19 protein-coding genes and 3 tRNA genes are annotated in these 25,711 nt (G+C 59.8%); 8 read left to right on the top strand and 14 right to left on the bottom strand.

Annotated features, from left to right (window positions below; genetic code table 11):
- Positions 1-28: 28 nt before the first annotated feature.
- The gene (locus tag N554_RS0116455; RefSeq protein ID WP_029584462.1) at positions 29-223 is read left to right on the top strand and encodes a hypothetical protein; all 195 of its coding nucleotides are present in this window, start codon (positions 29-31) and stop codon (positions 221-223) included.
- A gap of 402 nt (positions 224-625) precedes the next feature.
- Here the strand turns inward: N554_RS0116455 and N554_RS0116450 are convergent.
- A tRNA-Asp gene (locus N554_RS0116450) sits at positions 626-702 on the bottom strand.
- Positions 703-921: 219 nt separating this feature from the next.
- Between N554_RS0116450 and N554_RS0116445 the strand changes: the two genes are divergently transcribed.
- Together N554_RS0116445 and pepT are read left to right on the top strand one after the other, a co-directional pair.
- Complete coding sequence (locus N554_RS0116445) at positions 922-1,221, top strand: HU family DNA-binding protein (RefSeq protein ID WP_029584461.1); 300 nt, start codon at positions 922-924, stop codon at positions 1,219-1,221.
- Between the two features lie 111 nt (positions 1,222-1,332).
- On the top strand, positions 1,333-2,586 hold the full coding sequence (gene pepT, locus N554_RS0116440) for a peptidase T (protein WP_029584460.1): 1,254 nt from the start codon (positions 1,333-1,335) through the stop codon (positions 2,584-2,586).
- Between the two features lie 70 nt (positions 2,587-2,656).
- Here the strand turns inward: pepT and N554_RS0116435 are convergent, their stop codons facing one another.
- The 10 genes from N554_RS0116435 to N554_RS0116390 all read right to left on the bottom strand — a co-directional run bounded on the left by N554_RS0116435 (position 2,657) and on the right by N554_RS0116390 (position 13,222).
- On the bottom strand, positions 2,657-3,517 hold the full coding sequence (locus N554_RS0116435) for a class I SAM-dependent methyltransferase (protein WP_029584459.1): 861 nt from the start codon (positions 3,515-3,517) through the stop codon (positions 2,657-2,659).
- Between the two features lie 6 nt (positions 3,518-3,523).
- A complete protein-coding gene (locus N554_RS0116430) occupies positions 3,524-3,799 on the bottom strand; it encodes a hypothetical protein (protein WP_029584458.1) in 276 nt (91 codons plus the stop codon).
- Positions 3,800-3,872: 73 nt separating this feature from the next.
- On the bottom strand, positions 3,873-4,958 hold the full coding sequence (locus N554_RS0116425) for a helix-turn-helix transcriptional regulator (RefSeq protein ID WP_029584457.1): 1,086 nt from the start codon (positions 4,956-4,958) through the stop codon (positions 3,873-3,875).
- 54 nt (positions 4,959-5,012) lie between these two features.
- Positions 5,013-5,858, bottom strand: a complete 846-nt coding sequence (locus tag N554_RS0116420; protein WP_156041954.1) for a class I SAM-dependent methyltransferase — start codon at positions 5,856-5,858, stop codon at positions 5,013-5,015.
- Between the two features lie 224 nt (positions 5,859-6,082).
- Positions 6,083-6,159, bottom strand: a tRNA-Val gene (locus tag N554_RS0116415).
- Between the two features lie 107 nt (positions 6,160-6,266).
- Positions 6,267-8,693: an endopeptidase La gene (gene lon / locus N554_RS0116410; protein ID WP_029584455.1), complete on the bottom strand. Its 2,427-nt coding sequence runs from the start codon at positions 8,691-8,693 to the stop codon at positions 6,267-6,269.
- 310 nt (positions 8,694-9,003) lie between these two features.
- Positions 9,004-10,278, bottom strand: coding sequence for an ATP-dependent Clp protease ATP-binding subunit ClpX (gene clpX, locus N554_RS0116405; protein WP_029584454.1), 1,275 nt, complete (start codon positions 10,276-10,278; stop codon positions 9,004-9,006).
- Positions 10,279-10,707: 429 nt separating this feature from the next.
- On the bottom strand, positions 10,708-11,343 hold the full coding sequence (locus N554_RS0116400) for an ATP-dependent Clp protease proteolytic subunit (protein ID WP_029584453.1): 636 nt from the start codon (positions 11,341-11,343) through the stop codon (positions 10,708-10,710).
- Between the two features lie 261 nt (positions 11,344-11,604).
- Entirely contained in the window at positions 11,605-12,966 is a 1,362-nt protein-coding gene (tig, locus tag N554_RS0116395) for a trigger factor (RefSeq protein WP_029584452.1), read from the bottom strand.
- Between the two features lie 171 nt (positions 12,967-13,137).
- Positions 13,138-13,222, bottom strand: a tRNA-Leu gene (locus N554_RS0116390).
- Positions 13,223-13,372: 150 nt separating this feature from the next.
- Between N554_RS0116390 and N554_RS0116380 the strand changes: the two genes are divergently transcribed.
- A complete protein-coding gene (locus N554_RS0116380; RefSeq protein ID WP_029584451.1) occupies positions 13,373-14,698 on the top strand; it encodes a multicopper oxidase family protein in 1,326 nt (441 codons plus the stop codon).
- A 13-nt stretch (positions 14,699-14,711) separates the two neighbouring features.
- Here N554_RS0116380 and N554_RS0116375 read toward each other — a convergent pair whose 3' ends face one another.
- The gene (locus N554_RS0116375; protein WP_029584450.1) at positions 14,712-16,211 is read right to left on the bottom strand and encodes a bifunctional ADP-dependent NAD(P)H-hydrate dehydratase/NAD(P)H-hydrate epimerase; all 1,500 of its coding nucleotides are present in this window, start codon (positions 16,209-16,211) and stop codon (positions 14,712-14,714) included.
- Positions 16,212-16,583: 372 nt separating this feature from the next.
- Between N554_RS0116375 and N554_RS0116370 the strand changes: the two genes are divergently transcribed.
- Complete coding sequence (locus N554_RS0116370) at positions 16,584-16,922, top strand: P-II family nitrogen regulator (protein ID WP_027537227.1); 339 nt, start codon at positions 16,584-16,586, stop codon at positions 16,920-16,922.
- Positions 16,923-17,038: 116 nt separating this feature from the next.
- Positions 17,039-18,448 carry a type I glutamate--ammonia ligase gene (gene glnA / locus N554_RS0116365; RefSeq protein ID WP_029584449.1) on the top strand — a complete coding sequence of 470 codons (1,410 nt, stop codon included), beginning with the start codon at positions 17,039-17,041 and terminating at the stop codon, positions 18,446-18,448.
- Between the two features lie 201 nt (positions 18,449-18,649).
- On the opposite strand, the gene N554_RS0116355 is transcribed toward glnA, so the two are convergent.
- Positions 18,650-21,076, bottom strand: a complete 2,427-nt coding sequence (locus N554_RS0116355) for an AI-2E family transporter (protein ID WP_029584448.1) — start codon at positions 21,074-21,076, stop codon at positions 18,650-18,652.
- A gap of 581 nt (positions 21,077-21,657) precedes the next feature.
- Between N554_RS0116355 and N554_RS0116350 the strand changes: the two genes are divergently transcribed.
- Positions 21,658-22,110 carry a cupin domain-containing protein gene (locus tag N554_RS0116350; protein WP_029584447.1) on the top strand — a complete coding sequence of 151 codons (453 nt, stop codon included), beginning with the start codon at positions 21,658-21,660 and terminating at the stop codon, positions 22,108-22,110.
- 373 nt (positions 22,111-22,483) lie between these two features.
- Complete coding sequence (locus N554_RS0116345; RefSeq protein ID WP_029584446.1) at positions 22,484-23,053, top strand: TMEM175 family protein; 570 nt, start codon at positions 22,484-22,486, stop codon at positions 23,051-23,053.
- A gap of 432 nt (positions 23,054-23,485) precedes the next feature.
- On the opposite strand, the gene N554_RS0116340 is transcribed toward N554_RS0116345, so the two are convergent.
- Complete coding sequence (locus N554_RS0116340) at positions 23,486-25,198, bottom strand: methyl-accepting chemotaxis protein (RefSeq protein WP_245283629.1); 1,713 nt, start codon at positions 25,196-25,198, stop codon at positions 23,486-23,488.
- Positions 25,199-25,711 lie beyond the last annotated feature (513 nt).

Here is a 25,711-nt window from a genome sequence, read left to right as displayed (position 1 = left end):
AGCGGCGCCAAAACGCCTGGAGGCTCAAATGAACCACTCAATTCACTCAGCGGACCGTTCTACGCACCTGAAAATCGTGGTTGTCGCGCTCGTGGCTGGGATTGCGGTGGCTGGTTTAGGTATCTTCGCCCGGACGAGTTCGGATTACACCCAGGCCGCTCACGTCGTTAAGGCGGGCAAGCCGATCGCGGTGACCAGCTCGAACACATCGGCAGTCCGCTAGGGCAAAATCGAAGGTTTTCAGGGTACGGCCGCCTCCGGGCGGCCTTTGCTTTTTGCAGGTGGTGCGGGACACGGTAAAGGCCCGACCCGAAACAGCCGCGAGTGGTTTGCGTGCCGCAGTTCTGACGATGACCCGGAAGCCCGCGACGCGCCGAACAAGATCCACTGAACAGCCAGGGCTTTGATAAGCAACAGAAGCGGAAGCGCAGCGACTGCGTACCGGCCCACATGCCATGGCGGGCCATCCGAAAATACCTCAGGGCCCGTTTTTCCCAGATTTGACGATCTCATTCGACCGCCCCGAAACGCGAGCCGAAGGAAGGAAAAGCGGCGTAGGCATTGATCTCAGGGGCGTCCGGAGACGGATCGGGATAGGATAAAGTGCCTTAAGTGCTTGAAACGGTGGCGCGAGAGACGGGACTCGAACCCGCGGCCTCCGCCGTGACAGGGCGGCGCTCTAACCAACTGAGCTACTCCCGCGGATGCCGTAGTCTAATCCGCACAGGAGTGAGGACTTAAAGGCCGGACCTATCCAAGTCAAGGTTGTCGCGAATCCTCCTGCCAGTTGGGCATTTTTGGGATAGCGATGCAAATAATAGGCTGTTTATAGGCAAAACAGCGTAGTCAGGCGCCCCCCGAATCGTTTAATGCCTGATATGTCTTAGGTTCCTAAGCTACCAACAAAGAGGAGGGCCAAATATGGCGAAGAAAGCAGCGACCCCGACCACTGTCACGCTCAAGCATCTGGCAGCGGCGATCGCCGACGATCAGGAGTTGTCCAAGAAGCAGGCCGAGTCGATCCTGAACGATTTGGTCAACCGCATCACCAAGCACCTGAAGAAGGGCGAGCGCATCCGCATCGTCGGTCTCGGCATCCTCCAGGTGCGCAAGCGCGCCGCCCGCATGGGCCGCAACCCCGCCACCGGCGAAGCGATCCACATCAAGGCCAGCAAGAAGGTTGCCTTCCGTGCGGCCAAGGAGCTCAAGGAAGCCGTCTGATAGGAGGCGCTTTCTTAGCTTTGACTTTGCGTCATTCCGGCACGGCGTAAGCGGCCCCGGAATGACGCTTCGACTGTCGTATAATGTTCGAGTGCTAGCGGGGTTCTGGCTGTGAGTTCACCCCTCAGGTTTACGCACACCGTGACCGAGCGCTTTCTGCGCTATGCGGTCATCGACACTCAGTCGGACCCCGCGTCGGCGACCAGCCCGTCTACCGAAAAGCAAAAAGACTTAGGCCGTCTGCTCGCGCGCGAGCTACAGGAGATCGGCATCCGCGACGCCCATTTGGACGAGTACGGCTACGTCTACGCGACCCTCCCGGCGAATACGCACAAAAAGGTCCCCGTGATCTGCTTCTGCTCGCACATGGATACCTCGCCGGACTGCACCGGAACGGACGTCAAGCCGCAGATCGTCAGGAATTATCGCGGCGGCGACATCGTGCTGCCGGGCGACCCCACACAGGTCATCCGTGTTGCGGAGCATCCGGCGCTTAACGAACAGATCGGCAACGACATCGTCACGACAGACGGCACCACGCTGTTAGGAGCCGACAACAAGGCCGGCCTCGCCGAAATCATGGATGCGGTCCACTTCCTGATCAATAATCCGCAGATCAAACACGGCGCCGTCAAGATCCTGTTCACGCCCGACGAAGAGATCGGCCGCGGCGTCGACAAGGCCGACCTGAAAAAGCTCGGGGCCGATTTTGCCTACACCATCGACGGCGAAACCGCGGGGAATCTTGAAGACGAGACCTTCTCGGCGGACGCCGCCACCATCACGATCGAAGGCGTCAGCACCCATCCCGGCTTTGCCAAAGGCAAAATGGAGCACGCGATCAAGATCGCCGCCGCCATCGTCGAACGCCTCCCCAAAAATACCTGCTCGCCGGAAACTACCGAAGGCAAGGAAGGCTTTTTGCATCCGATCGGCATCACAGGCGCGCTGGAAAAGGCCACGCTCAGTTTCATCGTGCGCGATTTCACCGATCAGGGACTGAGCGAGAAGGAAGCCCTGCTGGAAAGCATCGTCAAAGAGGTGATGAAGGGTTTTCCGCGATCAACCTACCGGTTGGAGATCAAGCAGCAATACCGCAACATGAAGCAGGTGATCGACCGTCATCCGGAAATTGTCGACAACGCGATGGAGGCGATCCGCCGCGCAGGACTCAAGCCGGTGAAGACCAGCGTCCGCGGCGGCACCGATGGCTCGCGGCTGTCGTTCATGGGGCTACCCTGCCCCAACATTTTCGCCGGCGAGCACGCTTTCCATTCGCGGCTGGAATGGGTCAGCGTGCAGGATATGGAAAAAGCCGTACAGACCATCGTCCATCTCGCGACAATCTGGGAAGAGCGGGCGTAAAGCGTTTCAAGCGACGTGGGTACCGGTTCGCGTACGCGTCACCGCAAGAAAATCTCTCGCGTCAGGCGCTTCATGAGGCCGGCGCCGTCACCATCCAGATTGATGCGGGAAGCGGCACCGCCTGTCCTCTGGCGAATGGTGTAAGCGCTTCCCGGATTGAGTTCCCAGCAGCGGCGCGCACCTCAGCCGGCTGCCCCTCAAGCGCGCGGGAGGCCGGGCCGATTTCGAGCCCGGTCTCGACCGCTGCATCGAGACCGCGCCCGATCGCGACGTCGAGCGAAAGATCGCACCGCTCCATTTTTACCCCGGAGAATCCGGCTTCGTTCAGTATCCGCTGCACGCGCTGTTCCGATGCAAATGAGAACGGCCCCGGATCTTCCGGTCCAGGCTGCGGCAGTTCCGGCACGTGCCTATAGACCGCCTGAAGCGCCGTCATCATCCACGGGTTATGGCGCGGCTCCCGCCAGCAAGCGAATGTGAGCCGGCCCGACGGGCGCAGCGCCCGGCGCATATTGGCAAAGGAAATCGCCGGCTCGGCGAAAAACATCACGCCGAACCGGGAGACCAGGAGATCGAAGCTCGCCGTGTCGAACGGATAGACGGTGGCATCGGCGAGTACGAAATCAACCGGAAGGCCCGCTGGGGCGAGTTGCCGCGCGCGGGCCAGCATCGGTACCGAAATGTCGATGCCGAAAACGTGCCCGGTCGGCCCGACTTTTTGCGCAAACGCAATGCTGGTGGCCCCGCAGCCGCACCCGACATCGACAATCCGCTCGCCGGCTTTAGGCTTGGCGCGATCGATCAAAATATCGGAGATCGGTGCAAGCAAGGTGTCCTGGGCCTGCTGGCGGTCGGTCCAGTGCTGGCCGCCTGGTCCGTTCCAGTACGCAATCTGGTCCGCATTTAGCTCGTGGCCTGGCGGTATATCCATCGCGCGCTAGTTTGCGGTGCCGCTTTTGGTGGACTTCACCGGAGCGGTCTTCGCGGTAGCCTTGGGCGCGCTGTTGCTGCGCACGTTGCCCCACGGGTCGGTAGCGGCCTGTTCAGGAATATTGCCGAGCGATCTCTTGTAGGCTTTTTCGGCTTCCCGTTCGGCCTGGATCTCCTGCGGTGTTTTTGTCTTGTCAGTTTCGCCGTATCTGGGGACCGCACTTTGCCCGTAAGCGGTTCCGGCCAGTAACGCGATTACCGCTGCAGCACAGAAAACTCTCATGGGTATACTCCCGGCGTTTTCTCGGTATATCACTATGGCAGAGAGACGTGAAGCGCGGGCCGACAGAGTTGGTTTAGAGCATTGGTGCCATAAGCAGTACAAGCTCAGCCTGGCGGCTGGTTTGGGTTTTTGCGAACACACTCTTTAGCTGGTTTCGACCGGTCTCCTTTGTGATTGCCAGTTTTTCACAGAGAACTTCCAGTGTGTCGCCGCTCACCAGACGAGACGCGAGCCGCGCTTCTGCCGGGGTCAGGCCAAATGCGCGCTTCAGTGCTGACTCGGGCGATCTTGGTCGTCCTTCCGTATCGACCAGAATTACGGCCGCCTGACATTCAGACAAGAAATTATCGCTCAATCGCGACAGCTTGACCGGATAGGCCAGTACCGGCCGCTTCTCTCTTCGCGGAAGGGCAACCGGCGGCATAAGTGATGCCCCGGATGGCATCCAAAGAAGCTGGCTAAGAGAGCGATCAAGATTGTCATTCGCCGCTCTATCAAAAACGGAAATGCGCCGTTGCTGGATCGAGATGTCTCCATCGAGCAGGCGATCGGCGGAAGGGTTTGTTCGAATGGCTTCCGCATTTCGGTTGAGAAGCACAACTGCCGTCCGGCTGATCTCGAAGGCTTCAAGAGCAGCGGAAGAGGCCGCAAATCCCAGTGATTGAGCAAAAACTGCCGTTGCCGAGAGCGTGCGAGATAGGCGAAGCAAAGTTTGCTTTTCGCCGGGCGAAAATGGCTGCTGATCTATCCCTCGTTGAATTGACAAGCACCAAATTTGATCGCCGCCGCCCATCGGAACTCCGGCGAACCAGCGCAAGCCTGCGGGCGCAAGGAAATCCTCGTAATATGGATGCCGCTTCATCTGGTCGGTTGTGATAAAATCCAGATCATCGACCACATTTCCTTGCAACGCCGCTTCGAGAGGGGTGTATCTTATGTCCCGCTTGTACCAGCCATCGCGAAAATAGGCTTCCGACGCTCGTGCAATGCTGTCGTTGGCCGGAACATTGGGGATTTGGTCTCCGCTGAGAGGGAGAAATACGGCGCCCTTACTTTGGGTCTGGTCCGAAATAAGTTGCAAAGCCTTCGGCCAGAGACTGGGGTCAACAGCCGCAGCCGCAAAAACTTCTTCGATGGCGTTGAGGTCCCACACCTGCATTAGGCATAACTTAGAACCGGTCCGGCAAAATCGCAAACTAATCCGGCTCGTCCCCTACTTCCCGTGAGAGAATACCTCAAGGTAGACCAGATTTCCGGGACTATCCCGGTAGATCTTGTGCCCACGACCCTCTGAAACCGTCGCCACAAGGCTCTTCAGATCGGATTCACTTCTGCAAACCGGGGTCCAATCCATCATACCTCCCATATAGCCCCGGCTGTAATTTTCGGGAGCATAATTTCCGATGAGAAGCCTACCCTGAGGCCGAAGCATTCGGATCAGCCGTTTCAGGACTGACGAGGCTGCGTTGGCCGAGAGATCATCGAAAAGCCCAGCCGAATAGATCAGATCGTATTTCGCGACCTCTCCTTCCCTAAACAGGTATGATATCCACCCATTGACGGGTCTGATGTTGAAGTCTGAGTATGAGTTTACAGCTTCTCGCAGAGAAGCCTCGTCTTGATCCAGCGCAACAATCCCAGCGTCGCGCTTGTCGGTCAGCTTTCTGACCAAGTCCAGTTCTCGGAGATGACCGTTCGCGACAGAAAGTATCTGCGCATGGCGTTTACTTCTGATCGTCTTTCCGATCTGGGCGCCCAAACGATCTCGCCGCCAAGCAATGCTTCGAGCAGTGCTTGTGCCAGTCGTCATGAAGTGAAATGCCTCCCCGATCGCAGTCAACGATAACCGCGCCGGACGATAAATGTAGTCCAGCATCACGGCATCGCCCGCATAACCCCGCGGTTTCGCGAACGCTCTTTCGGTGAAGGGGTCTTGTAGAACCAGCCTATGCAGCGGATGGCCCTGACATTCGGCTCGAAATTCGGGCAGGCTGCCTGATGCAGCCGCGATGTCATAAAAATGGGCGAGAGAACGGGTGAGTTCATCCACGATCGACACGCAAGACACCCTCTCGAGCCGATCAAGATAATGGTCTAGCGCAAGCGTAAGAGCGCTCGGATGGCCGAGTCGTGATTTCCGGCCCAGGCGTTCCATACCGTGCTCTCTCCATGGCCCATTTAAGGGAGAGCAGATCGGTCAAAAAAGCGCATGACCCATTCGGGCTATGGCGTGAGGATATCGCGACTTATGCGTGCCGTTCGAGCGCTAAGTCATTGATTCATTGGTAGGCGGTGACGGATTCGAACCGCCGACATCCTGCGTGTAAAGCAGGCGCTCTAACCAGCTGAGCTAACCGCCCTCGCCATCTGTTTAGCGCCGCAGTGCCGTCAGGCGCAAGCCGCGCAACGCCGCCCCATAAAAAAGCGGCGCCCCTCACGGGACGCCGCTCTTGTCATATTGTCAGGCTCAGTGCGCTGTCAGGCCGCCCGCGGCTTCGTCGCCGGCCTCCGGCTTGACCGGCACCTTGGTGTCCTCTTCCCAGACAATCGGCACCGGCGGGCGTACCAAGGCCTTGGAGATCACGTCGTCAAGGCGGGCGACTGGAATGATCTCCATGCCGCCCTTGATCGCATCGGAAATTTCCGTGAGATCCTTGGCGTTGTCCTCCGGGATCAGCACCGTCCTGATGCCGCCGCGTGCGGCCGCCAGCAGCTTCTCCTTCAAGCCGCCGATCGGCAGCACCCGCCCGCGCAACGTGATCTCGCCGGTCATGGCGACATCGTGCCGGATCGGGATGCCGGTCATGGTGGAAACGATCGCAGTGGCCATCGCCACACCGGCCGAAGGTCCATCCTTCGGGGTCGCCCCCTCCGGCACGTGGACGTGGATATCGCGCCTGTCGAACAACGGCGGCTCGATACCGAAGCCGACGGCACGCGAGCGGACATAGGATGCCGCCGCCGAAATCGACTCCTTCATCACATCGCGCAGATTGCCGGTGACCGTCATCTTGCCCTTGCCGGGCATCATGACGCCTTCGATGGTGAGCAGTTCGCCACCGACATCGGTCCACGCCAGGCCGGTGACAATGCCGACCTGATCGTCGGTCTCGATCTCGCCGTAGCGATACTTCGGCACCCCGAGAAATTCCTCGAGGGACTTCTCGGTGACCTTCACCGACTTCTTCTTGGAGATCATCAGCTCCTTCACCGCCTTGCGGGCGAGTGTCGAAAGCTCACGCTCAAGATTACGCACGCCCGCTTCGCGGGTGTACCGGCGGATCATCAACAGCAGCGCGTCGTCGTCGATCGACCATTCCTTCGAATCCAGGCCGTGCTTGGAGATCGCGGTCGGGATCAAATGCTTGCGCGCGATCTCGACCTTCTCGTTCTCGGTGTAGCCGGCGATCCGGATGATCTCCATGCGGTCCATCAGCGGCCCCGGAATATTCAGCGTATTCGCGGTGGTGATGAACATCACGTTGGAGAGATCGTAATCGACCTCGAGATAGTGGTCGTTGAAGGTCGAGTTCTGCTCGGGGTCGAGAACCTCGAGCAGCGCCGACGACGGATCGCCGCGGAAGTCGGCGCCCATCTTGTCGATTTCGTCCAACAGGAACAGCGGATTCGAGGTCTTCGCCTTCCGCATCGACTGGATGATCTTGCCGGGCATCGAGCCGATATAGGTGCGACGGTGACCGCGGATTTCGGCCTCGTCGCGCACGCCGCCGAGCGACACGCGCACGAACTCGCGTCCCGTCGCCTTCGCTATCGACTTGCCAAGCGAAGTCTTGCCGACGCCGGGAGGCCCGACCAGGCACAGAATCGGTCCGGTCAGCTTGTTGGCGCGCGACTGCACCGCCAGATACTCGACGATACGATCCTTGACCTTCTCAAGTCCGTAGTGATCGTTATCGAGGGTCGTCTGGGCTGCGACCAGATCCTTCTTGACCTTGGACTTCTTGTTCCACGGGATCGACAGCAGCCAGTCGAGGTAGTTGCGCACGACCGTTGCTTCCGCGGACATCGGCGACATCTGGCGCAGCTTCTTCAACTCGTGCTGTGCCTTCTCGCGTGCTTCCTTGGAGAGCTTGGTCTTGGCAATCTTCTCTTCCAGGTCGGCCAGCTCGTCACGACCTTCGTCGTCGCCGAGTTCCTTCTGGATCGCCTTCATCTGCTCGTTGAGATAATATTCGCGCTGGGTCTTCTCCATCTGGCGCTTGACGCGCGAGCGGATTCGCTTCTCGACCTGCAGCACCGAGATTTCGCTCTCCATCAGCCCGAGCACCTTCTCAAGGCGCGCGGTCACAGACAGCGTCTCCAGGATAGCCTGGCGATCGGCGATCTTGACGGCGAGATGCGAGGCAACGGTGTCGCCGAGCTTGGCGAAATCGGTGATCGCCTGAACCACGCCGACGACTTCGGCGGAGACCTTCTTGTTCAGCTTCACATAGCTCTCGAAGTCGGACACCACCGAGCGCGCCATGGCCTCCGCCTCGACGGAGGTGGCGTCGGTGTCGGCGAGCGTGATAGCGGTCGCTTCGTAATATTCTGTGCGGTCGGAATATTTCTGTACCCGCGCGCGCTCGAGCCCTTCCACCAGCACCTTCACGGTGCCGTCGGGCAATTTGAGCAGCTGCAACACGCTGGCTAGCGTGCCGGTTTCATAAATCGAATCCGGGGTCGGATCATCGTCCGACGCGTTCTTCTGCGTCGCAAGCATGATCAAGGCGTCATTCTTCATGACCTCTTCGAGCGCACGGATCGATTTTTCGCGGCCGACGAACAGCGGCACGATCATGTGCGGGAACACGACGATGTCGCGAAGCGGCAGCACCGGATAAGCGTGGCTTTCGCCGTGAACGATAGATGGCCGGATTTTTGGGGTGGTCATGGCCTATTCCTTTTGTCGTGCCCCCTTGCACGCAGTCCGCCAGTTTGCGCAACCGCCACAAGGTGCCGAGTATTCCGGGATCGTTTGACCGTCTGTTGGCCGACTTTCCGGATGGTTGGTGCGACGAATCCCAAGGGGTAATTCTCATCGCCGATAGCATAACGTGGCTATCGGCCATGGGGGTGTCAAGTCGGTGAAAAAAGCCCGCCAATTCGGGCCTAACGCTTGGGAATACTTACGCAAACACGACCACCGAATGGCTCGACAGCGTCCTTTTTACACACTCAATTCGCCGCGAGCCAAAACGCGATCAGGCGCTGGCGCTGCTTTCGATCGCGCGGTCGGAACGATCGGCGTAGATGTAGAGCGGCCGAGCGGTTCCCTCGACCACCTCGCGTGAGATCACGACCTCTTCGACGCCTTCCAGGCCCGGAAGATCGAACATGGTCTCGAGCAGGATACTTTCGAGAATGGAACGTAGGCCGCGCGCGCCGGTCTTGCGCTCTATCGCCTTGCGCGCAACCGCGCCGAGAGCTTCGTCGGCGAACGTCAGTTCGATGTTCTCCATCTCGAACAGCCGCTGGTATTGCTTGACCAGCGCGTTCTTCGGATCGGTCAGGATCTTCTTCAGCGAAGCCTCGTCGAGATCCTCCAGCGTGGCGACCACCGGCAGGCGGCCGACAAACTCCGGGATCAGACCGTATTTCAGCAAATCCTCAGGCTCGACATGACGGAAGATTTCGCCGGTCCGGCGATCCTCCGGCGCCAGCACCTGGGCCGCGAAACCGATCGAGGTCGAGCGTCCACGCGCGGAGATGATCTTCTCCAGCCCCGAGAACGCGCCACCGCAGATGAACAGAATGTTCGTGGTGTCGACCTGCAGGAACTCCTGCTGTGGATGCTTGCGGCCGCCCTGCGGAGGAACCGAGGCCACTGTGCCTTCCATGATCTTCAGAAGCGCCTGCTGCACGCCCTCGCCCGAGACGTCCCGGGTGATCGAGGGATTGTCGGATTTGCGGCTGATCTTGTCGATCTCGTCGATATAGACGATGCCGCGCTGCGCGCGCTCGACATTGTAGTCCGCCGACTGCAACAGCTTCAGGATGATGTTTTCGACGTCTTCGCCGACATAGCCGGCCTCCGTCAGCGTCGTCGCGTCCGCCATCGTGAACGGCACGTCGAGAATCCGCGCCAGCGTCTGCGCCAGCAACGTCTTGCCGGACCCGGTCGGGCCGATCAGCAGGATGTTCGACTTCGCCAGTTCGACATCGTTGTGCTTGGTCTGGTGATTGAGGCGCTTGTAGTGATTGTGGACGGCGACCGAGAGCACCTTCTTCGCATGGCTCTGGCCGATCACGTAATCGTCGAGAACCTTGCAGATTTCCTTCGGGGTCGGAATGCCATCGCGCGACTTCACCAGCGAGGATTTGTTCTCCTCGCGAATGATGTCCATGCAGAGTTCAACGCATTCGTCGCAGATGAATACGGTGGGGCCCGCGATCAATTTGCGGACTTCGTGCTGGCTCTTGCCGCAGAACGAGCAATATAGCGTGTTCTTGGAGTCGCTCGTGCCGACCTTACTCATTCTTCTCTCCGTCCGCCGTTCGATCCCGTCCGCTCGATCGCCCTATTCCGGTACGTACCGGAATTGTGTTGTAGATAGAGCAAAATCCGTACCAAAAAAGACCTTGCGCTCCACATCCGCACCGATCGTGCCTAACTCGAATCTTCCCCGCGATCATCACCTGTTCGCCCTAGCCAACCATGGTCGCACCCGACTATCAAGAATTCGCTAATCGGCAACCACCCGATAGCCGTGACAATACCGTGATTTGCAGCATTCGCATGAGGTTACCTTGCAAAAACCAGTTGAGCGTTGCGCGATTGCCACGCTGCCAGATGAGCACGAAAGCGGAACTTTCTGTCCAAGCGATGGCACAAAAAAGCCGCCGGAAGCCGGAATTGCCAGTGGCGATGGCCCGTTAACGTAGATGCAAGGCTTCCAATCCGTAAATTACAGGGCTTTCGTTAGTGTCGGGTCTTCGGTGCGTTTGTCGATCACTTTGTCGACAATACCAAAGTCGCGGGCCTGGTCGGCGGTAAGGAACTTGTCGCGTTCGAGCGCGTCCTCGATCGCCTTGAAGGTCTGCCCGGTGTGCTTCACGTAGATCTCGTTGAGCCGCTTCTTGAGGTTCAGGATTTCCTGGGCGTGGAGCATGATGTCGGTGGCCTGGCCTTGGAAGCCGCCGGAGGGCTGGTGCACCATGATGCGCGAGTTCGGCAGCGAGAAGCGCATGTCCTTGTGGCCGGCCGCGAGCAGCAGCGAGCCCATCGAGGCGGCCTGGCCGGTGCAAAGTGTCGACACCGGAGGACGGATGAACTGCATCGTGTCGTAGATCGCGAGGCCCGACGTCACCACCCCACCGGGCGAATTGATGTACATCGAGATTTCCTTCTTCGGATTCTCGGCTTCGAGAAACAGAAGCTGCGCGACCGTCAGCGTCGACATGCCATCCTCGACCGGGCCGGTCACGAAGATGATGCGCTCCTTCAACAGGCGCGAAAAAATGTCGTAGGCCCGTTCGCCGCGGTTGGTCTGCTCGACCACCATCGGCACGAGGTTCATGTAGGTTTCCACCGGATCGCGCATTTATCACCCAAGGGTTGGCGGAGGCGAACATCCACCGGCAAGGCGGAGCTGGTTCGAATTGCCGGCGCGGACGAACGTCCCGTGATGCAGGACTTATCAAAAAACAGGGTTCACAGATATGGGCCAATTGCCCGGTGACAAGACCGGAGCAGGATCGGGTTTAGCGGCCGCAGTTCAAGCTGATTCGCACCAGTCGGCATAGCGACGGATGCCGCCGCCATGCCTGTTTCGCTTCTCAACCTTAACGCCGGGCTGACAAGCTCAGGCGGCGCTCTTTTCCGCCTCGTCGTCCTTGTAGAGGTCTTCCCGCGTCACCTTCTTTTCGGTCACGTTGGCGAGTTCGAGGATGAAATCGACGACCTTGTCCTCATAGATCGGCGCGCGGAGCTGGGCCAGCGCATTGGCGTTGTTGCGATAGTAGTCCCAGACTTCTTTCTCGCGTCCCGGCATCTGGCGCGCGCGCTCGATCACCGCGCGGCTGACTTCGTCGTCCGTGACCGTGATCTTGTTCTTTTCGCCGATCTCGGACAGCACGAGGCCGAGCCGGACCCGGCGATCGGCGATCTTGCGGTATTCTTCCTTGGCGGCCTCTTCCGTCGTATCTTCGTCGGCAAAGGTCTTGCCGCTGGACTCCATCTCCGCCTTGATCGAGTTCCACATCAGATTGAACTCTTCGTCGACCAGGGACGGCGGCGCCTCGAACCGATGGCTCTCGTCGAGCCGGTCCAGCAGCATGCGCTTGACGCGCTGGCGCGTAGCGCCGGCGAATTCGGCTGCGAGCCGCTCGCGCGCGGCCTCCTTCAGCTTGTCGAGCGATTCCAGACCCAGCGTCTTGGCGAACTCGTCATCGATCTTGGCGTCCTGCGGTGCTTCGATCAAGGTTGCGGTGGTTTCGAACTCGGCCGGCTGGCCGGCCAGCTTCTCGCTCGCATAGTTCTTCGGGAACGACACTTTCAGGGTGCGGGTTTCGCCTGCGGCGATACCGAGCAGTTGCTCTTCGAACCCGGGAATGAAGGTGTTCGAGCCGATCGTAACCTGGATGTTTTCACCGGTGCCGCCCTCGAACGGCGTGCCGTTGATGCTGCCCTTAAAGGAAATCGTGACGCGATCCCCGGTTTCGGCCTTCGTGCCCTCCGCCTTCGCAGCAAATGTCCTGTTCTGGTCGGCGATGCGCTTGATGGCCTCGTCAACATCGGTATCGGTCACCTCGGCGACCGGCTTCTCGACCGTAAAGCTCTTGAAATCGGCGAGCTGGATCGCAGGCACGACCTCGATCGAAACGGTGTAGGTAAGATCGGATTTTCCGGTGAGGACGTCCTCGACGGCTTTTTGCTCCGTCGGCATGGTGATCTTGGGCTCGGTCGCCAGGCGGAAGCCGCGCTCCGTGAAGATCTGCGAGTTGGTATCGCGGATCGTCTGATCGATGGTTTCCGCCATCACCGAGCGGCCATACACCTTCTTGAGGTGGCTTACCGGCACCTTGCCGGGACGAAAGCCGTTGAGACGGACCTTGTCTTTGAGGTCAACAAGGCGCGCATCCGCCTTCGCATCGAGATCCGATGCCGGAACGCTGATCTGGAATTCGTGCTTCAATCCCTCAGCGAGGGTTTCTGTGACCTGCATGGCGTCAATCTACTTCCCGCTTGGTCGGGCTAAACGCCGCGACATTGTCAATCTGGTCGACGCGCGCCGTAACAGCCTGCGTCAGTGGTTCGGCGGACCCTATCCTTCAGGGGAGACATGCCCTTTTGGAAATAGGTCCTCCAATAATCTCGTGCAAACGCTGTCAGCGCTTGGTGCGGGCGGAGGGACTCGAACCCCCACAACTTTCGTCACTGGAACCTAAATCCAGCGCGTCTACCAGTTCCGCCACGCCCGCTGATAGCATCAAATCCGGCCGCGATGCCGCGGGCGGCGGGCTTATAACATGCGCACACCACTCCGCAGCAAAAAAATGGCCATCTCAAAGCCTCCCGGGAAGTACTCGCGCCGACTGGACATAACAACTGGAAAATGGTCCGCATCGATCATGGCCGATGGCATCTTTTTTCCCCTGGACCGACGCGAGCTTTTGGCCGGACTGGGCGCCGCCGCCCTCAGTCCGGCCATGCCTCGGATTGCTGCCGCTCAAGGACGCTTCTCCCTGAGGCTGCAGGCCAAAACTGGCGTCATCGGTCTGCGTCCCGGAGTAGCCAATACACCGATATGGTCGCTTCTCAGCTCAACGCCAGACCGTGATATCCGCCCAAAGCGCGGCGACGAGCTTGAAATCACGCTTCTGAATGAGCTGCCGGTGCCCACGGTGCTCAACTGGCACGGGATCGACGGCGCGCCGGCAGCCGAACCGCTGGCAGCGCGGAGACCCCTCTTACCCGGAGCGCGGGAAAGCTTCGTGATTCCCTTGCGTCATGCCGGCATCTTCACGTGCGACCACCGGCTCCTGGGCGACGGGCAGGCGCAGCCATCGCGGATGCTGCCATTGGTGGTCCGGGAGAGCGAGGCCGTCACTGTCGACCGCGACGAGGTATTTTTGATCGAAGACTGGCGGCTACGCCCCGACGGGACCGCGATCGCGCCCGGCACCGATCCCAAGGAGACAACGCCGCTCTACACGATCAATGGGCTGACCGCCCTGGATATCCCCACCCGCACCCACGAACGTCTAAGATTTCGTTTTATCAATGGCTGCCAACGCAATGTTATTGCTATTAAAATAGAACAACACGACGTTCGCGTCATGGCCCTGGACAGCCAGCCGGCGGAGCCATTCCTGGCGCGGGACGGCGCGCTCGTGCTGGCGCCGGGCACCCGGGTCGACGCCTTCATTGATGCGGCCGTGCCGCCCGGCTCGACGTCTTCGATCCTGCTGCATGATGGCAAGGAGGCCCGCCCGATAGCCCGGCTGGTCGCCTCGAAGGAGCCGCCGATCAGGGACGCAGCCCTGCCGGCCCCGCCCCCGCTGCCATCCAATGGCCTGCCAGCGCAGCTCGACCTCAAGAGCGCCTTGCGGATCGACCTGACGCTTGGCGGATCGCAGGCCGGCTGGGTGACGCCAGCGAACTTTGCAGGCTCCGCTGCGCCCGCGTTCCGCGCCAAGCCCGGCCGCATCGTGGTATTGGCCCTGACCAATCGCGGCGACAGGTCTGAGGTCTTCCACCTCCATGGACATCACTTTAGGCTGTTGGATCGGCTCGACGACGGCTGGAAGCCATTCTGGCTGGATACGCTGGCAATCGAACCCGGACAGACCCAGCGCATCGCCTTCGCCGCCGCACATGCCGGACGCTGGCTGATGGAGACGAGCGCGACCGCTTGGGCCGCGCCACGCCTGGTGCGCTGGTACAGCATCGAGTAAATCTGGCAGTGTCTCAGTAGTCGATGCCGAGTTCGTCGTAGAGGTGCCGGAACACGGCGGGGGTTACCTCCGGCAGGTCTTCCGCGATCAGGCCCGGACCTGCTTCGCGTGCCGCCTCCCCGTGCATCCAGACCCCGATGGACGCAGCCTCGAAGGCCGGAACGCCCTGTGCCAGCATACCCGCAATCATTCCCGACAGCACGTCGCCGGCGCCCGCGGTAGCCAGCCAGGGCGGCGCGTTGGCGGCGATGGTGGCGCGTCCGTCCGGTGACGCGACCACGGTGTCCGGTCCCTTGAGCAGGACGACGGCGCCCGAGCGTTCGGCGGCCGCCCGCACCCGTTCCAGTTTCGAGCGACCCGGATGCATATGGCTGATATCGCTGAACAGCCGCGGAAACTCTCCTTCATGCGGCGTGAGAACGACCTGCGGGTCGTGCGAAGCCTTGATCGCTTCGAACAGATGATCCGGCGCATCGGCAAAGCTTGTCAGGGCATCGGCATCCAGCACCAGATTTCGCTTCGCAGACAGCCCAGTGAGGACAAAATCACGAGTGCGCTCGCCAAGGCCTGCGCCCGGTCCGATCACGCAGGTGTCGAGGCGCTTGTCGGACAACAGTTCGGCAAACTCGACCACCGTATCGATGGCGCGAACCATCACGGCGGTCAGAGCGGAGGCGTTGACGGCGAGCGCATCGCGCGGGGAGGCCAGCGTCACGAGCCCGGCCCCAGCCCGCAGCGCGCCGCGCGCGGACATCCGCGCCGCGCCGGTCGCACAAAGGTCGCCGGAGACGACGACGGCGTGGCCGCGAGCGTATTTGTGGCCGTCGATCTTCGGCACCGGAAACGATCTGCGCCAGACTTGCGGAATGTTTTCGAAGGTCTGCGGCTGAATTTCCCCGAGCACATCGGCATCGATGCCGATATCGGCAAGGCGCACGCGACCGCAATGAATCCGGCCCGGCAACAGCAAATGCGCCGGCTTGCGCCGGAAGAACGTCACGGTCTCCGTGGCGCGGACCGCAACGCCCATGACGGCACCACTGGTGCCGTTGATGCCGCTCGGCAGGTCGACGGCAAGAACCGGCGCGCCGTTGGCGTTGACCGCCTCGATCATGTCGTGCGGCTCGCCCTTCACCGGCCGGTTGAGACCGGCGCCGAACAGCGCATCGATGATCAGCGCCGGCCGGCCGATCGCCTGAGGATTGAACGGCAACACCGGATACTTCCACCCCCGCGCCGCCGACGCCGCGTCGCCCTGCAAGCTATCCCGCTCGCACAGCAGGATGACCGAGACCTCGCGGCCTCGCGCTGCCAGTTCAGCCGCGGCCACGAAGCCATCGCCACCATTATTGCCGCGCCCGGCGATTACCAGGATCGGCCCCTCCTCCACGAGGTCCATGGCGGCTTCCGCAACAGCCTGGCCCGCGCTCAGCATCAGTCCGAAGCCGGGGGTACCGGCGGCAATGGTCAGCCGATCAGCACGCTCCATTTCAGCTGTGGTGAGAACTTCCATGCCAATTCCCTGGGACAGGCGCCTCATCCTAAGGCATTTCCCATGCCGCGCATTCCCGGCGCGTGCACATCGATTGAGCATTTGCCTATTTGTTAGGCGCAACTAACGGCGACCCACCCGATTTGACCCCCGCCGAATGCCCGTTAGAAGTCTGATAACGTTCCGAAATCAGGACCACGAACAAACTTGGCATAGACCCTGCTTTTGGGGAAGCCGGCTTTGCTCCGTCGTGCTTAATGGCCATGAATCCGCTTGCCCGAGCGCTCAGACATCGCGAGGGTCCGGGATAAAGGATCGGACAACAACCTGCGCACCACGCGCAACGTGAAAACTAACCTGCAGTCCAGTATGGAAGTGCCCAGGAGGCATTCAATGAAAAAAATAGAAGCCATCATCAAGCCATTCAAGCTCGACGAGGTCAAAGAAGCGCTTCAGGAAGTCGGACTGCAGGGTATCACCGTCACCGAAGCCAAGGGTTTCGGACGGCAGAAGGGTCACGCCGAACTCTATCGCGGTGCGGAGTACATCGTGGACTTTCTTCCCAAGGTCAAAATCGAGATCGTGATCTCGGATGAACTTGTCGAGAAAGCTATCGACGCCATCAGGCGCGCGGCCCAGACCGGGCGTATCGGCGACGGCAAGATCTTCGTGTCCAATATCGAGGAAGCCATTCGGATCAGGACCGGGGAATCCGGACTGGACGCCATCTGACCTGAACTTGCCGATACTCTGATATTGTATTGGGCATCCCCCAATTGTAGAGCAATTACCCGACGGTCGCTCCCCGCGGCCAGATCACGACGACCCGCAACCCAAAAGGGGTATTCATGAAGACCGCCAATGACGTCCTGAAATCGATCAAGGACAACGACGTGAAATACGTCGACCTGCGTTTCACCGATCCGCGCGGGAAGTGGCAGCATGTGACCTTCGACGTCGGCATGATCGACGAGGAAATATTTGCCGAGGGCACGATGTTCGACGGCTCGTCGATCGCCGGCTGGAAGGCGATCAACGAATCCGACATGTGCCTGATGCCCGATCCGGTCACCGCGACGATCGATCCGTTCTTCGCCGAAACCACCATGGTCATCACCTGCGACGTGCTGGAGCCGACCACCGGCGAGCCCTACAATCGCGACCCCCGCGGCATGGCCAAGAAGGCCGAAGCGATGGTGAAGTCGATGGGCATCGGCGACACCGTCTTTTTTGGACCCGAAGCCGAATTCTTCGTGTTCGACGACGTCCGCTACCAGACCACCCCCTACAACACCGGCTTCAAACTGGATTCGTCGGAACTGCCGATCAACTCGGACACCGAATATGAGGGCGGCAATCTCGGTCACCGCATCCGGACCAAGGCGGGCTACTTCCCCGTTCCGCCGCAGGATTCGGTGCAGGACATGCGCTCGGAAATGCTCGGCGCGATGGCCAAGATGGGCGTCAAGGTCGAGAAGCATCACCACGAAGTGGCGTCCGCCCAGCACGAACTCGGCATGAAGTTCGACACGATGACGCTGATGGCCGACCAGATGCAGATCTACAAATACTGCATCCACCAGGTCGCGCATATCTACGGCAAGACCGCCACCTTCATGCCGAAGCCGGTCTATGGCGACAACGGCTCGGGCATGCACTGCCACCAGTCGATCTGGAAGGGCGGCAAGCCGGTATTCGCCGGCAACAAATACGCCGACCTCTCGGAGACCTGCCTCTCCTACATCGCCGGCATCATCAAGCATGCCAAGGCGATCAACGCCTTCACCAACCCGTCCACCAACTCCTACAAGCGTCTGGTGCCGGGCTATGAGGCGCCGGTGTTGCTCGCCTACTCCGCGCGCAACCGCTCGGCCTCGTGCCGAATTCCCTACACCTCCAATCCGAAGGCCAAGCGGGTCGAGGTGCGCTTCCCGGATCCGATGGCCAATCCGTATCTCGGCTTCGCGGCAATGCTGATGGCCGGCCTCGACGGCATCAAGAACAAGCTCGATCCGGGTCCCGCAATGGACAAGGACCTCTACGATCTGCCGAAGGAAGAGCTCAAGTCGATCCCGACGGTGTGCGGTTCGCTCCGCGAGGCGCTGGAGAATCTCGACAAGGATCGCGCGTTCCTCAAGAACGGTGGCGTATTCGACGACGACTTCATCGACAGCTATATCGAGCTGAAGATGGCCGAGGTCGAGCGTTTCGAGATGACACCGCATCCGGTCGAATTCGAAATGTACTATTCGCTTTGATTTTTTCGCGGGTTCGCCCGCCGGCATCATTGCTCGAGAAATGCAAAAGGCGCTCCCGATGGGGCGCCTTTTGTTTTTTGCGGCCGCCATTTCCGCTGCGGGCCTGAACGGATTCCACTAAGAGCGCCGCCCTGAGGTTCAGACGATGTGCCAGCCGCACCTCGCTTTATCGACCAGGGTTTTGAGGGCAGGAAGGCTGGCTTATGATGCCGATTGGCGCTGCTCAGGCCACTGGGGCACCTCCTGCCCGGCCGTTGCCGATGAGGCAGCAGGGGCCGATTTCACCGATGCTTCTTCCTCCGCATCACTCGTTGTAATGGTGGCTACGACATCGGCGGCCATCGTTTCAAGCAATGCGACCTCATTTTCCTCCAGGATGCGGGGTTCGGAGTCGAGAACGCATAGCGCACCGATTATCAGACCATTGGCTGCGCGCAGCGGCGCGCCGGCGTAGAAGCGCACGTTCCATTGCTCGATCGTCTCGTTATCGGCAAAGCGCGGGTCGCGCTCGATATCCGAAACCACCAGCGTCTCGTCGTTGGCTACTACGTAGTTGCAGATCGCGTGTTCGCGGTCCATCGGCAGCAGCGTGCCTGTATCATCGGTGATGGCATCTGGCAATTTTCCACTTTGTCCGACGAAGTATTCGCGGTCCTTATCGATAGTGGTGATCACGGCAACGCTGGTGTTGAATACGTCGGCCGCACGTTTGGCGAGTGCATCCAGAGCTTCACGTTTGTCGCCCTGCAAGACCCCAGTCGCTTTCAGCGCGTCGACACGCTCTGTGTCGTTGTCAGGCACTGGGGCTTGTTGGGCTGCCTTTGCTTCTTCAGGATCGATGATGCGTTGAGTGCGACTAACCGCCTCACGAACCGAAGTCACGACAGCATCGGCTTTGAGCGTTTCAAGGGATTCGTCGGTCAACAGTTCCGGCGGCGCGTTCCATAGCGCCAGAACGATGCGCACATTCGGCCATCGTCTTCGCAGACGCCGGCAGGCGTGGCGAGCGGGGATCGCTGGATTCGGCGTAAAGTAACTGAGGCAGACAATGTCCGCGCCCTTCAGGTCGAGCTTGGCCAGATAGTTGGCATTGACGCTTGCAGCGGGTTGGGAAACTGCGGCGATCCCTTCGAAAGCGAGCGCATGGGCTAGCATCTCGCCGGCGAGGGCATCGATCTCCCATTTTCCTCCGATGCACAGGACCGTTGGCTTTGCTTCCGGACTCAGGGAGGCAGGGTATTGATCTTTCAGATCGTCGAGCAGTGTATCCATTCCGCTTGCCAGACGCAGACGGTGCTCGGCGCTTGCGTTTTGGAGATACTCCTCGCTTGCCAGACGAAGGACCTCAATGCCGATTGCATCGTAGAATGATACGACCGAAGACTTTTCGATCTCGGTGCTTGCGATCTCGACAGCTTCGTCGGCATCATTTGCAATCAGCCGCTGATAGATGCGGGCCGGAACATCCAGTGCAGGCGTCGAGCCGAGCATGGTGTCGAGGAAGCGCAGCTGCGGCAGATTGCGCCCGAGGACGAGTAGACAAACTGTGAGGGGGGTGGAGAGGATCAACCCCACGGGCCCCCAAAGCGCTGTCCACAGTATCGCCGCGGCGATCAGCGATATGGCCGACAGGCCGGTGCTGGAACCATAGAGGAGCGGCTCGACAATGTTGTTGCTTATCAACTCGAGGATGACAATCAGCGCAACGGTCCAGAGCAGCATGTTCCAGCCGCTGTCGACGGCAAAGGCGATCGCGATTGGAAAGATCGCAGCAATCAACGGGCCGACATAGGGCACGAAGCGCATGACCGCGCCCACGGCGCCCCACAGCAGGGCGCCTGGTACGCCGATGATCCAGAGGCCGGCCGCTAGCGGCACGCCGTAACCGACGTTTACGAGTACCTGCATCAGAAGATATCTGCTGATACGTGCACCAGCCTCCTGAATCGCATCGGTAGAACGATGGAAGTTCCCACCCAACAGGCGCAGAAACCGGTCGCGAAGATCGCCGATATCCAGCAGGGCCAGAAAGACGAAGATCAAGATGATGCCGGCGGTGGCCACAGGCTCCGCTGACCGCATAAGCCAAGCAAATGCCTGCTCGAACGGCGTTTGCGGTGTGGGGACGATTTCGACGCGCTGTGGGACGGGGCCGTCCGCGGGTTTATCGTCTTTTGACTCGACCTCCTTCTGTACGCGTTCGACCGCTTTCAGCACGCCGTCGAACAATCCCGGTGCTTTGAGATTCTGGCGCAGATCCGACAACTTCGTCAGTATCGTCGATTGATAGGCCGGCAATTCGATCGCGATCGAACGGACCTGGGCGCCGAGAATGACGCCTAGTCCCACGAGAGCGCACACGACGGTTACCATGACGAGGCTCGTCGCGAGCAGTCTGGGCAGGCCGAGTCGGACAAACCACGTAACCGGCGGGTTCAGCGCGAACGTGATCAGGAACGCGATCGCGAGCGGTATGAGTATATCGCGGCCGTAATACAGGCCGGCAAGGAGGCCAGCGGCCGACACCAGGGCGGCCGCAACTTTCACAATATCCAGTTCGCCAGACGTGACCGAATCCCCGCGGACTTGGCTTGGTAGAACCCTTGGGGCTGTGGGCAAATTGGGCATTTTGGTCCGCCTCACACGAAAACGCGAACGGACCCGGCAAGTTCCCCTTATGCCATTCGTCCCGCGAGTTGGGCACGCGCAACAAATCGTCGGCCTTACGGGCGACTGGGCCGGGCTCCTTGTGGGTATATCCGGCAAGGCACCCTCACTACGCTTGGACCGGAAATGAGGAGGGAATTCTCCAAGTTCAGTTCGTCGGGCCTGGGGCGTCGATTACGTCAATCCAGCAGACGATCCGCGCAAGAAGTAATCGCAGCCCGGATTCTGCATTGAAGAGCCCTCCCCAAAAAGGTGCTCTCCACTGCTGACGGAAAGATCGAATAAAGCGGCTGCTTGCTGCGGCGCATGAGTCCGGAGTTGGCGCTTTTAGGACATGCCGACGGACTGCGAGCATGTCTGTTCATCGGGGCAGAGTGGAAGTGAGCGCCGCACGGTCAAAACGGCGCTAATGACCCAAACCGGACTTGGTTCGCGATGGACGGTTCAAGCCGATCCGAAAATGAATTTTAAGCGCTTCAGTCTGAGTTTTTGCTGTATCCTATTGGGCCTTCGAGCTCCGCAACATTTGGGAGGAGGTTAGGATGAACAAGTCCTTTGTCGCCGCCACTTTGATCGCGTTGGCAAGTTCTGCGATGGCTCAAGATGCGATGAAGGTGGTCAAGCCCGATTGGCTGACGTGGATAGAGCATCCGGTCTTCAGGGGCGTGCAAACCGCCATCTTGATCGGTGACCCAACAAAGGCCGAGACGATCGTCCAGCGGGTGAAATTCCCGCCGAATTATAAAGTTCCGCCGCACACTCATCCCTATGCCGAGGTCGTCACCGTGATGAGTGGCAGCTTTGGGAACGCCATGGGGGAAAAGTTTGATCCCTCGAAAGGCGAGATATTGAAGCCGGGCTCCGTCTTCGCGCTGCCGGCGAAGCACCCCCATTATGTTTGGACGACAGACGAAGAAACGATGGTCCAAATTGTATTCACCGGGCCGGGGGGCATCGTGTTCATCGATCCAGCCGACGATCCGCGCAAGAAGTAAAAACGAAGCGCCGAAGCATAAAAAGAGGCCGCCTCAATCGGCGGCCTCTTTCGTCATTCCGGCACAGCCGCGATGTCGGCTGTTGGCACCTTTGAGACGTGCCGACTGTATCAAGCAATGTCCGCTTTCAAGGGTAACCCGGAAGACATTTGCTCACACTAAGTTCTTCTCAGTTTGACCCAACTCGGACATGGCGGCCTATCCCAATAGCAACCAACGTGCTTTGATGATCACTATAGAAGCGTCGCGACTTCTTATCTTGCCCACAAGGGGCAATCTATGTCCGACAATCCAACAGCTGAAAGCATGTCCGGGTCTCGTGCCCGGCGGCTTTGACGGGGGAGCGAGGTTGAAGCAGATCGGTCTTTTCGAAATGCGCCGATTGGAGACGTTGAGCAACACCATCTTCGGCGTTGCGATGACGTTGCTCGCCTACGATCTGCCGAAGGCCAGCAGGTTCGCGAACGCGCCGGCCTGGATGGAGCTTGTGGATGCCTACGCACAACCTGTCATCGCGCTGATGATCAGTTTTATCGTGGCCGGCGTGTTTTGGCTCAGCCATCATCGGCGACTCACTTTCGCGCCGGAAGGCAGCCGCGGCGAAGTCTTCCTCAATCTGATCTTCCTGCTGTCGATTGTCATGCTTCCGGTGACGAATGGACTTTACGGCGTGTATCGGCTCGATAGCGTCGTCGCAGTAAGCTACGGCCTCCATCTGACAGCCATTGCCGGCTTGAATGCGCTGCTATGGGTTCTGGCGCTGCGAGGTCGCCGCAATTCCGAGTTGCTGGCAATCGCGGTCTTTCCGGTCTTCGCATTGTTGTTCGGAATGGTGATGGCCGCCGTCGCTCCATTCGTTGCACAATTCATCTGGTGCCTGGCATTTGGCGCGCCTCTGGCGGGTTGGTTGGCGGCCCGGCGTTGGCCGCCGAGAACGAATTAGCCAGCTCGATCTCTGCCGAGGCGTCCTCGTATGCAATGGCTAACCGCCCTGCGATGGGTCTCGGAATAGCGCCGCAAAATCGTGTTGTGCGGGTCTGATAGCCTTTGCTCTGAGACTTGAACCATGAATCGCGACTTCCGATCCTGGCACAAATGCGAAGTGCCAACTCAAGGTCCGCTTTCAGGGGCAACCCGGAAGACATTTGCTCGCACTGAGTTTTTCTCAGTTTGACCTATCTCGGACTCTCGCGCCTGTCCAACAACCTGCACGAGGCGGGGTCAGACCACGGCGGGATCGGTTCGAGTGTGTCATTCTCCCTAGAGCCACGAGCGAGGTGCGCCTCGAAGGAGGAAAGATCGGCATTTCTGACGCAGAACCCGCCGCCACTAGTCTTTCAAAATGCCGAACACCTTTCCTACCTCAGTAGCGAGGCTACGCCGCCCGGACTGTCGCGAGAAAACTCTCGACCTCTTGCTTCAGACGCTCGGACTGTTTTGCGAGCTCGCCGGCCGAACCGAGAACCAGTTCGGCGGCAGTTCCCACCTGGCCCGATGCCTGCGTCACGCCCGCAATGTTTTTCATGACCTCATGCGTGCCCTTCGCGGCCTGCTGCACGCTGCGGGCAATTTCATTGGTCGATCCACCCTGCTCCTCCACCGCAGCGGCGATCGTTGTGGCGATCTCGTCGATCTGCCCGATGGTGGCGCCGATCTCGCGAATCGCCCCAGCCGTTTCCCCGGTAGCGTCGCGGATCGCCTGGATCTGATCGGCGATCTCCTCCGTCGCTTTCGCGGTCTGGGTCGACAGTGCCTTCACTTCGCTTGCCACCACGGCAAAGCCCTTGCCTGCCGCGCCGGCTCGCGCGGCTTCGATCGTCGCGTTCAAGGCCAAGAGGTTGGTCTGTGCGGCGATGTTTTGAATGAGCCCCATCACCTCGCCGATCTTCTGTGTCGCCTCCAGCAACCCTTCCACCATTGCATTGGTGCGGTCGGCCTGAGCAACGGCGCTTTGCGCTATCGATGCCGAGTGAACAATCTGACGGGAGATTTCCTGCCCCGATGTCGAAAGTTCCTCCGCCGCGGCAGCAACGGTCTGCACGTTTGCCGTGGTCTGTTGCGCGGCTGCGGCGACGGTGGTGCTCTGCCGCGTCGTCTCCTTCGCGATTGCGGACAGCGATTGCGCCGAGCGTTGCATTTCGGTGGCTGCTGAAGCGGCCCCGGCGACAATTCCGCCGACACTTTTCTCGAACTCGCGCGCGATCCGGTTCATGGCCGATTTCCGTTCCGCCACGGCGCGAGCCGTCGCCTCCTCCCGCTCTGCGCGGAGACGTTCGGCGTCAATCAACCGATCCTTGAAAACGGCCAGGCTGCGTGAGATACGGCCGATCTCGTTACGATGCTCAACGAACGGCACCTCAACGCTCAAGTCACCCTTCGCCAGACCGTCCATGACGCCGCATATCGCACCGAGCGGACGAACCAGGCCGCGACCGAGAGCGAATGCGGCCAATCCCGCGACCAGCAACCCCGCCAGACCGCCCGCGGCGATCCAGATGGCGCGGTCGAACACCACCGCGTCGATATCGTCGGTATAGACGCCGGCCTGGATTGCGAGCAGCTTGTCGCCCTCACCATACCCGCCGGCATAGGTGAGCTTCGGCAGCTCGGGACCACCCGCCGCTTTCGGCACCTGGTATTCGAGGTAACCGCCGCCGGTGCGGGCTTTGCCAACGATATTTTGAATCAGCAGCTGGCCCTGATTGTCTTTGTAATCCCAGCGATTGACATTGATGTATTTCGGGTTGGCGTGCACATAGGTAACGCCGGCATTGGTGCTGCCGGCGCCGTAGATTCCAAGATAGTCAGCGGATTTGCCCCAGCGCATTGCGCCGATCGCATCGAACGCAAGCTGCCGTGCTTGCTCCGCCGAGATCTTGCCGGCTTTGGCTTTTTCCTCGTAATTCGACAGGATCTTCTTCGCGGCCTCGACCAGATCGAACACCTTGGTCCGACGTTCCTCGATGACGGTATTGCGAAGGACCATCACTTGAGCGGCTAGCGCGGCGACGAAGACAACGGTCAAAACCGCGATGATCATTGCAAAACGATTGTAGACAGTAAGATGTCGCATAATGAGTGCCTTCATGACAAATGCATCGGCGACAGTATTTCTTTACCAGTTAAGCTTCTATTGAGAACGACGTACGATCATGCCGAGGAGAGCCCTGACGCTTACGATCAGGCTGCTCATGTTCCTCGACAAGCATTGACGCCATAAAGGCTTAAGCGGTTTTACGAACAGCCACTTCCGTTAGTGGCACCTTTGAGACGTGCCGACTGTATCAAGCAATGTCCGCTTCTCTAATCGGCCATTTGGGGTCAAGCGCTTTCAGACTATCCGCCACTGCAGTGTCGATGTCGCTCGCGGGCTCGTGCTTCTCTTCGGAATCGGCACCAGGCCCTTCCATCATGGGATTCGAAGACGAGGCGGAACAATCTTTTAGTCGGCCTTGCCGTCAGATAACGGCAGGTCCAAGCGGACATGCGAACTCACCTCATCCATCGTCCCGCGAGGGACATCCTTCCACTGCCCGGTGGATCTCGGGTGTCCTCCTATCGCACTGATCTTATGTGCCCCTCATGCTGCTGCGGTTTCCCT

The organism is Bradyrhizobium sp. URHD0069 (assembly GCF_000701345.1).
Taxonomy (GTDB): Bacteria; Pseudomonadota; Alphaproteobacteria; order Rhizobiales; family Xanthobacteraceae; genus Bradyrhizobium.
Note: the sequence above shows the minus strand (reverse complement) of the source record. Positions and strands in the feature narration are given on the sequence as shown.

What these genes read in the sequence shown, in the direction of transcription:
- N554_RS0116455 (WP_029584462.1), top strand. Translation starts at nt 29, where the DNA reads ATGAACCACTCAATTCACTCAGCGGACCGTTCTACGCACCTGAAAATC.
- N554_RS0116435 (WP_029584459.1), bottom strand. Translation starts at nt 3,517, where the DNA reads ATGGATATACCGCCAGGCCACGAGCTAAATGCGGACCAGATTGCGTAC.
- N554_RS0116350 (WP_029584447.1), top strand. Translation starts at nt 21,658, where the DNA reads ATGAACAAGTCCTTTGTCGCCGCCACTTTGATCGCGTTGGCAAGTTCT.
- N554_RS0116340 (WP_245283629.1), bottom strand. Translation starts at nt 25,198, where the DNA reads ATGAAGGCACTCATTATGCGACATCTTACTGTCTACAATCGTTTTGCA.
- N554_RS0116345 (WP_029584446.1), top strand. Translation starts at nt 22,484, where the DNA reads ATGCGCCGATTGGAGACGTTGAGCAACACCATCTTCGGCGTTGCGATG.
- N554_RS0116375 (WP_029584450.1), bottom strand. Translation starts at nt 16,211, where the DNA reads ATGGAAGTTCTCACCACAGCTGAAATGGAGCGTGCTGATCGGCTGACC.
- N554_RS0116445 (WP_029584461.1), top strand. Translation starts at nt 922, where the DNA reads ATGGCGAAGAAAGCAGCGACCCCGACCACTGTCACGCTCAAGCATCTG.
- N554_RS0116380 (WP_029584451.1), top strand. Translation starts at nt 13,373, where the DNA reads ATGGCCGATGGCATCTTTTTTCCCCTGGACCGACGCGAGCTTTTGGCC.
- lon (WP_029584455.1), bottom strand. Translation starts at nt 8,693, where the DNA reads ATGACCACCCCAAAAATCCGGCCATCTATCGTTCACGGCGAAAGCCAC.
- N554_RS0116370 (WP_027537227.1), top strand. Translation starts at nt 16,584, where the DNA reads ATGAAAAAAATAGAAGCCATCATCAAGCCATTCAAGCTCGACGAGGTC.
- N554_RS0116425 (WP_029584457.1), bottom strand. Translation starts at nt 4,958, where the DNA reads ATGCAGGTGTGGGACCTCAACGCCATCGAAGAAGTTTTTGCGGCTGCG.
- N554_RS0116355 (WP_029584448.1), bottom strand. Translation starts at nt 21,076, where the DNA reads ATGCCCAATTTGCCCACAGCCCCAAGGGTTCTACCAAGCCAAGTCCGC.
- glnA (WP_029584449.1), top strand. Translation starts at nt 17,039, where the DNA reads ATGAAGACCGCCAATGACGTCCTGAAATCGATCAAGGACAACGACGTG.
- N554_RS0116400 (WP_029584453.1), bottom strand. Translation starts at nt 11,343, where the DNA reads ATGCGCGATCCGGTGGAAACCTACATGAACCTCGTGCCGATGGTGGTC.
- N554_RS0116430 (WP_029584458.1), bottom strand. Translation starts at nt 3,799, where the DNA reads ATGAGAGTTTTCTGTGCTGCAGCGGTAATCGCGTTACTGGCCGGAACC.
- tig (WP_029584452.1), bottom strand. Translation starts at nt 12,966, where the DNA reads ATGCAGGTCACAGAAACCCTCGCTGAGGGATTGAAGCACGAATTCCAG.
- clpX (WP_029584454.1), bottom strand. Translation starts at nt 10,278, where the DNA reads ATGAGTAAGGTCGGCACGAGCGACTCCAAGAACACGCTATATTGCTCG.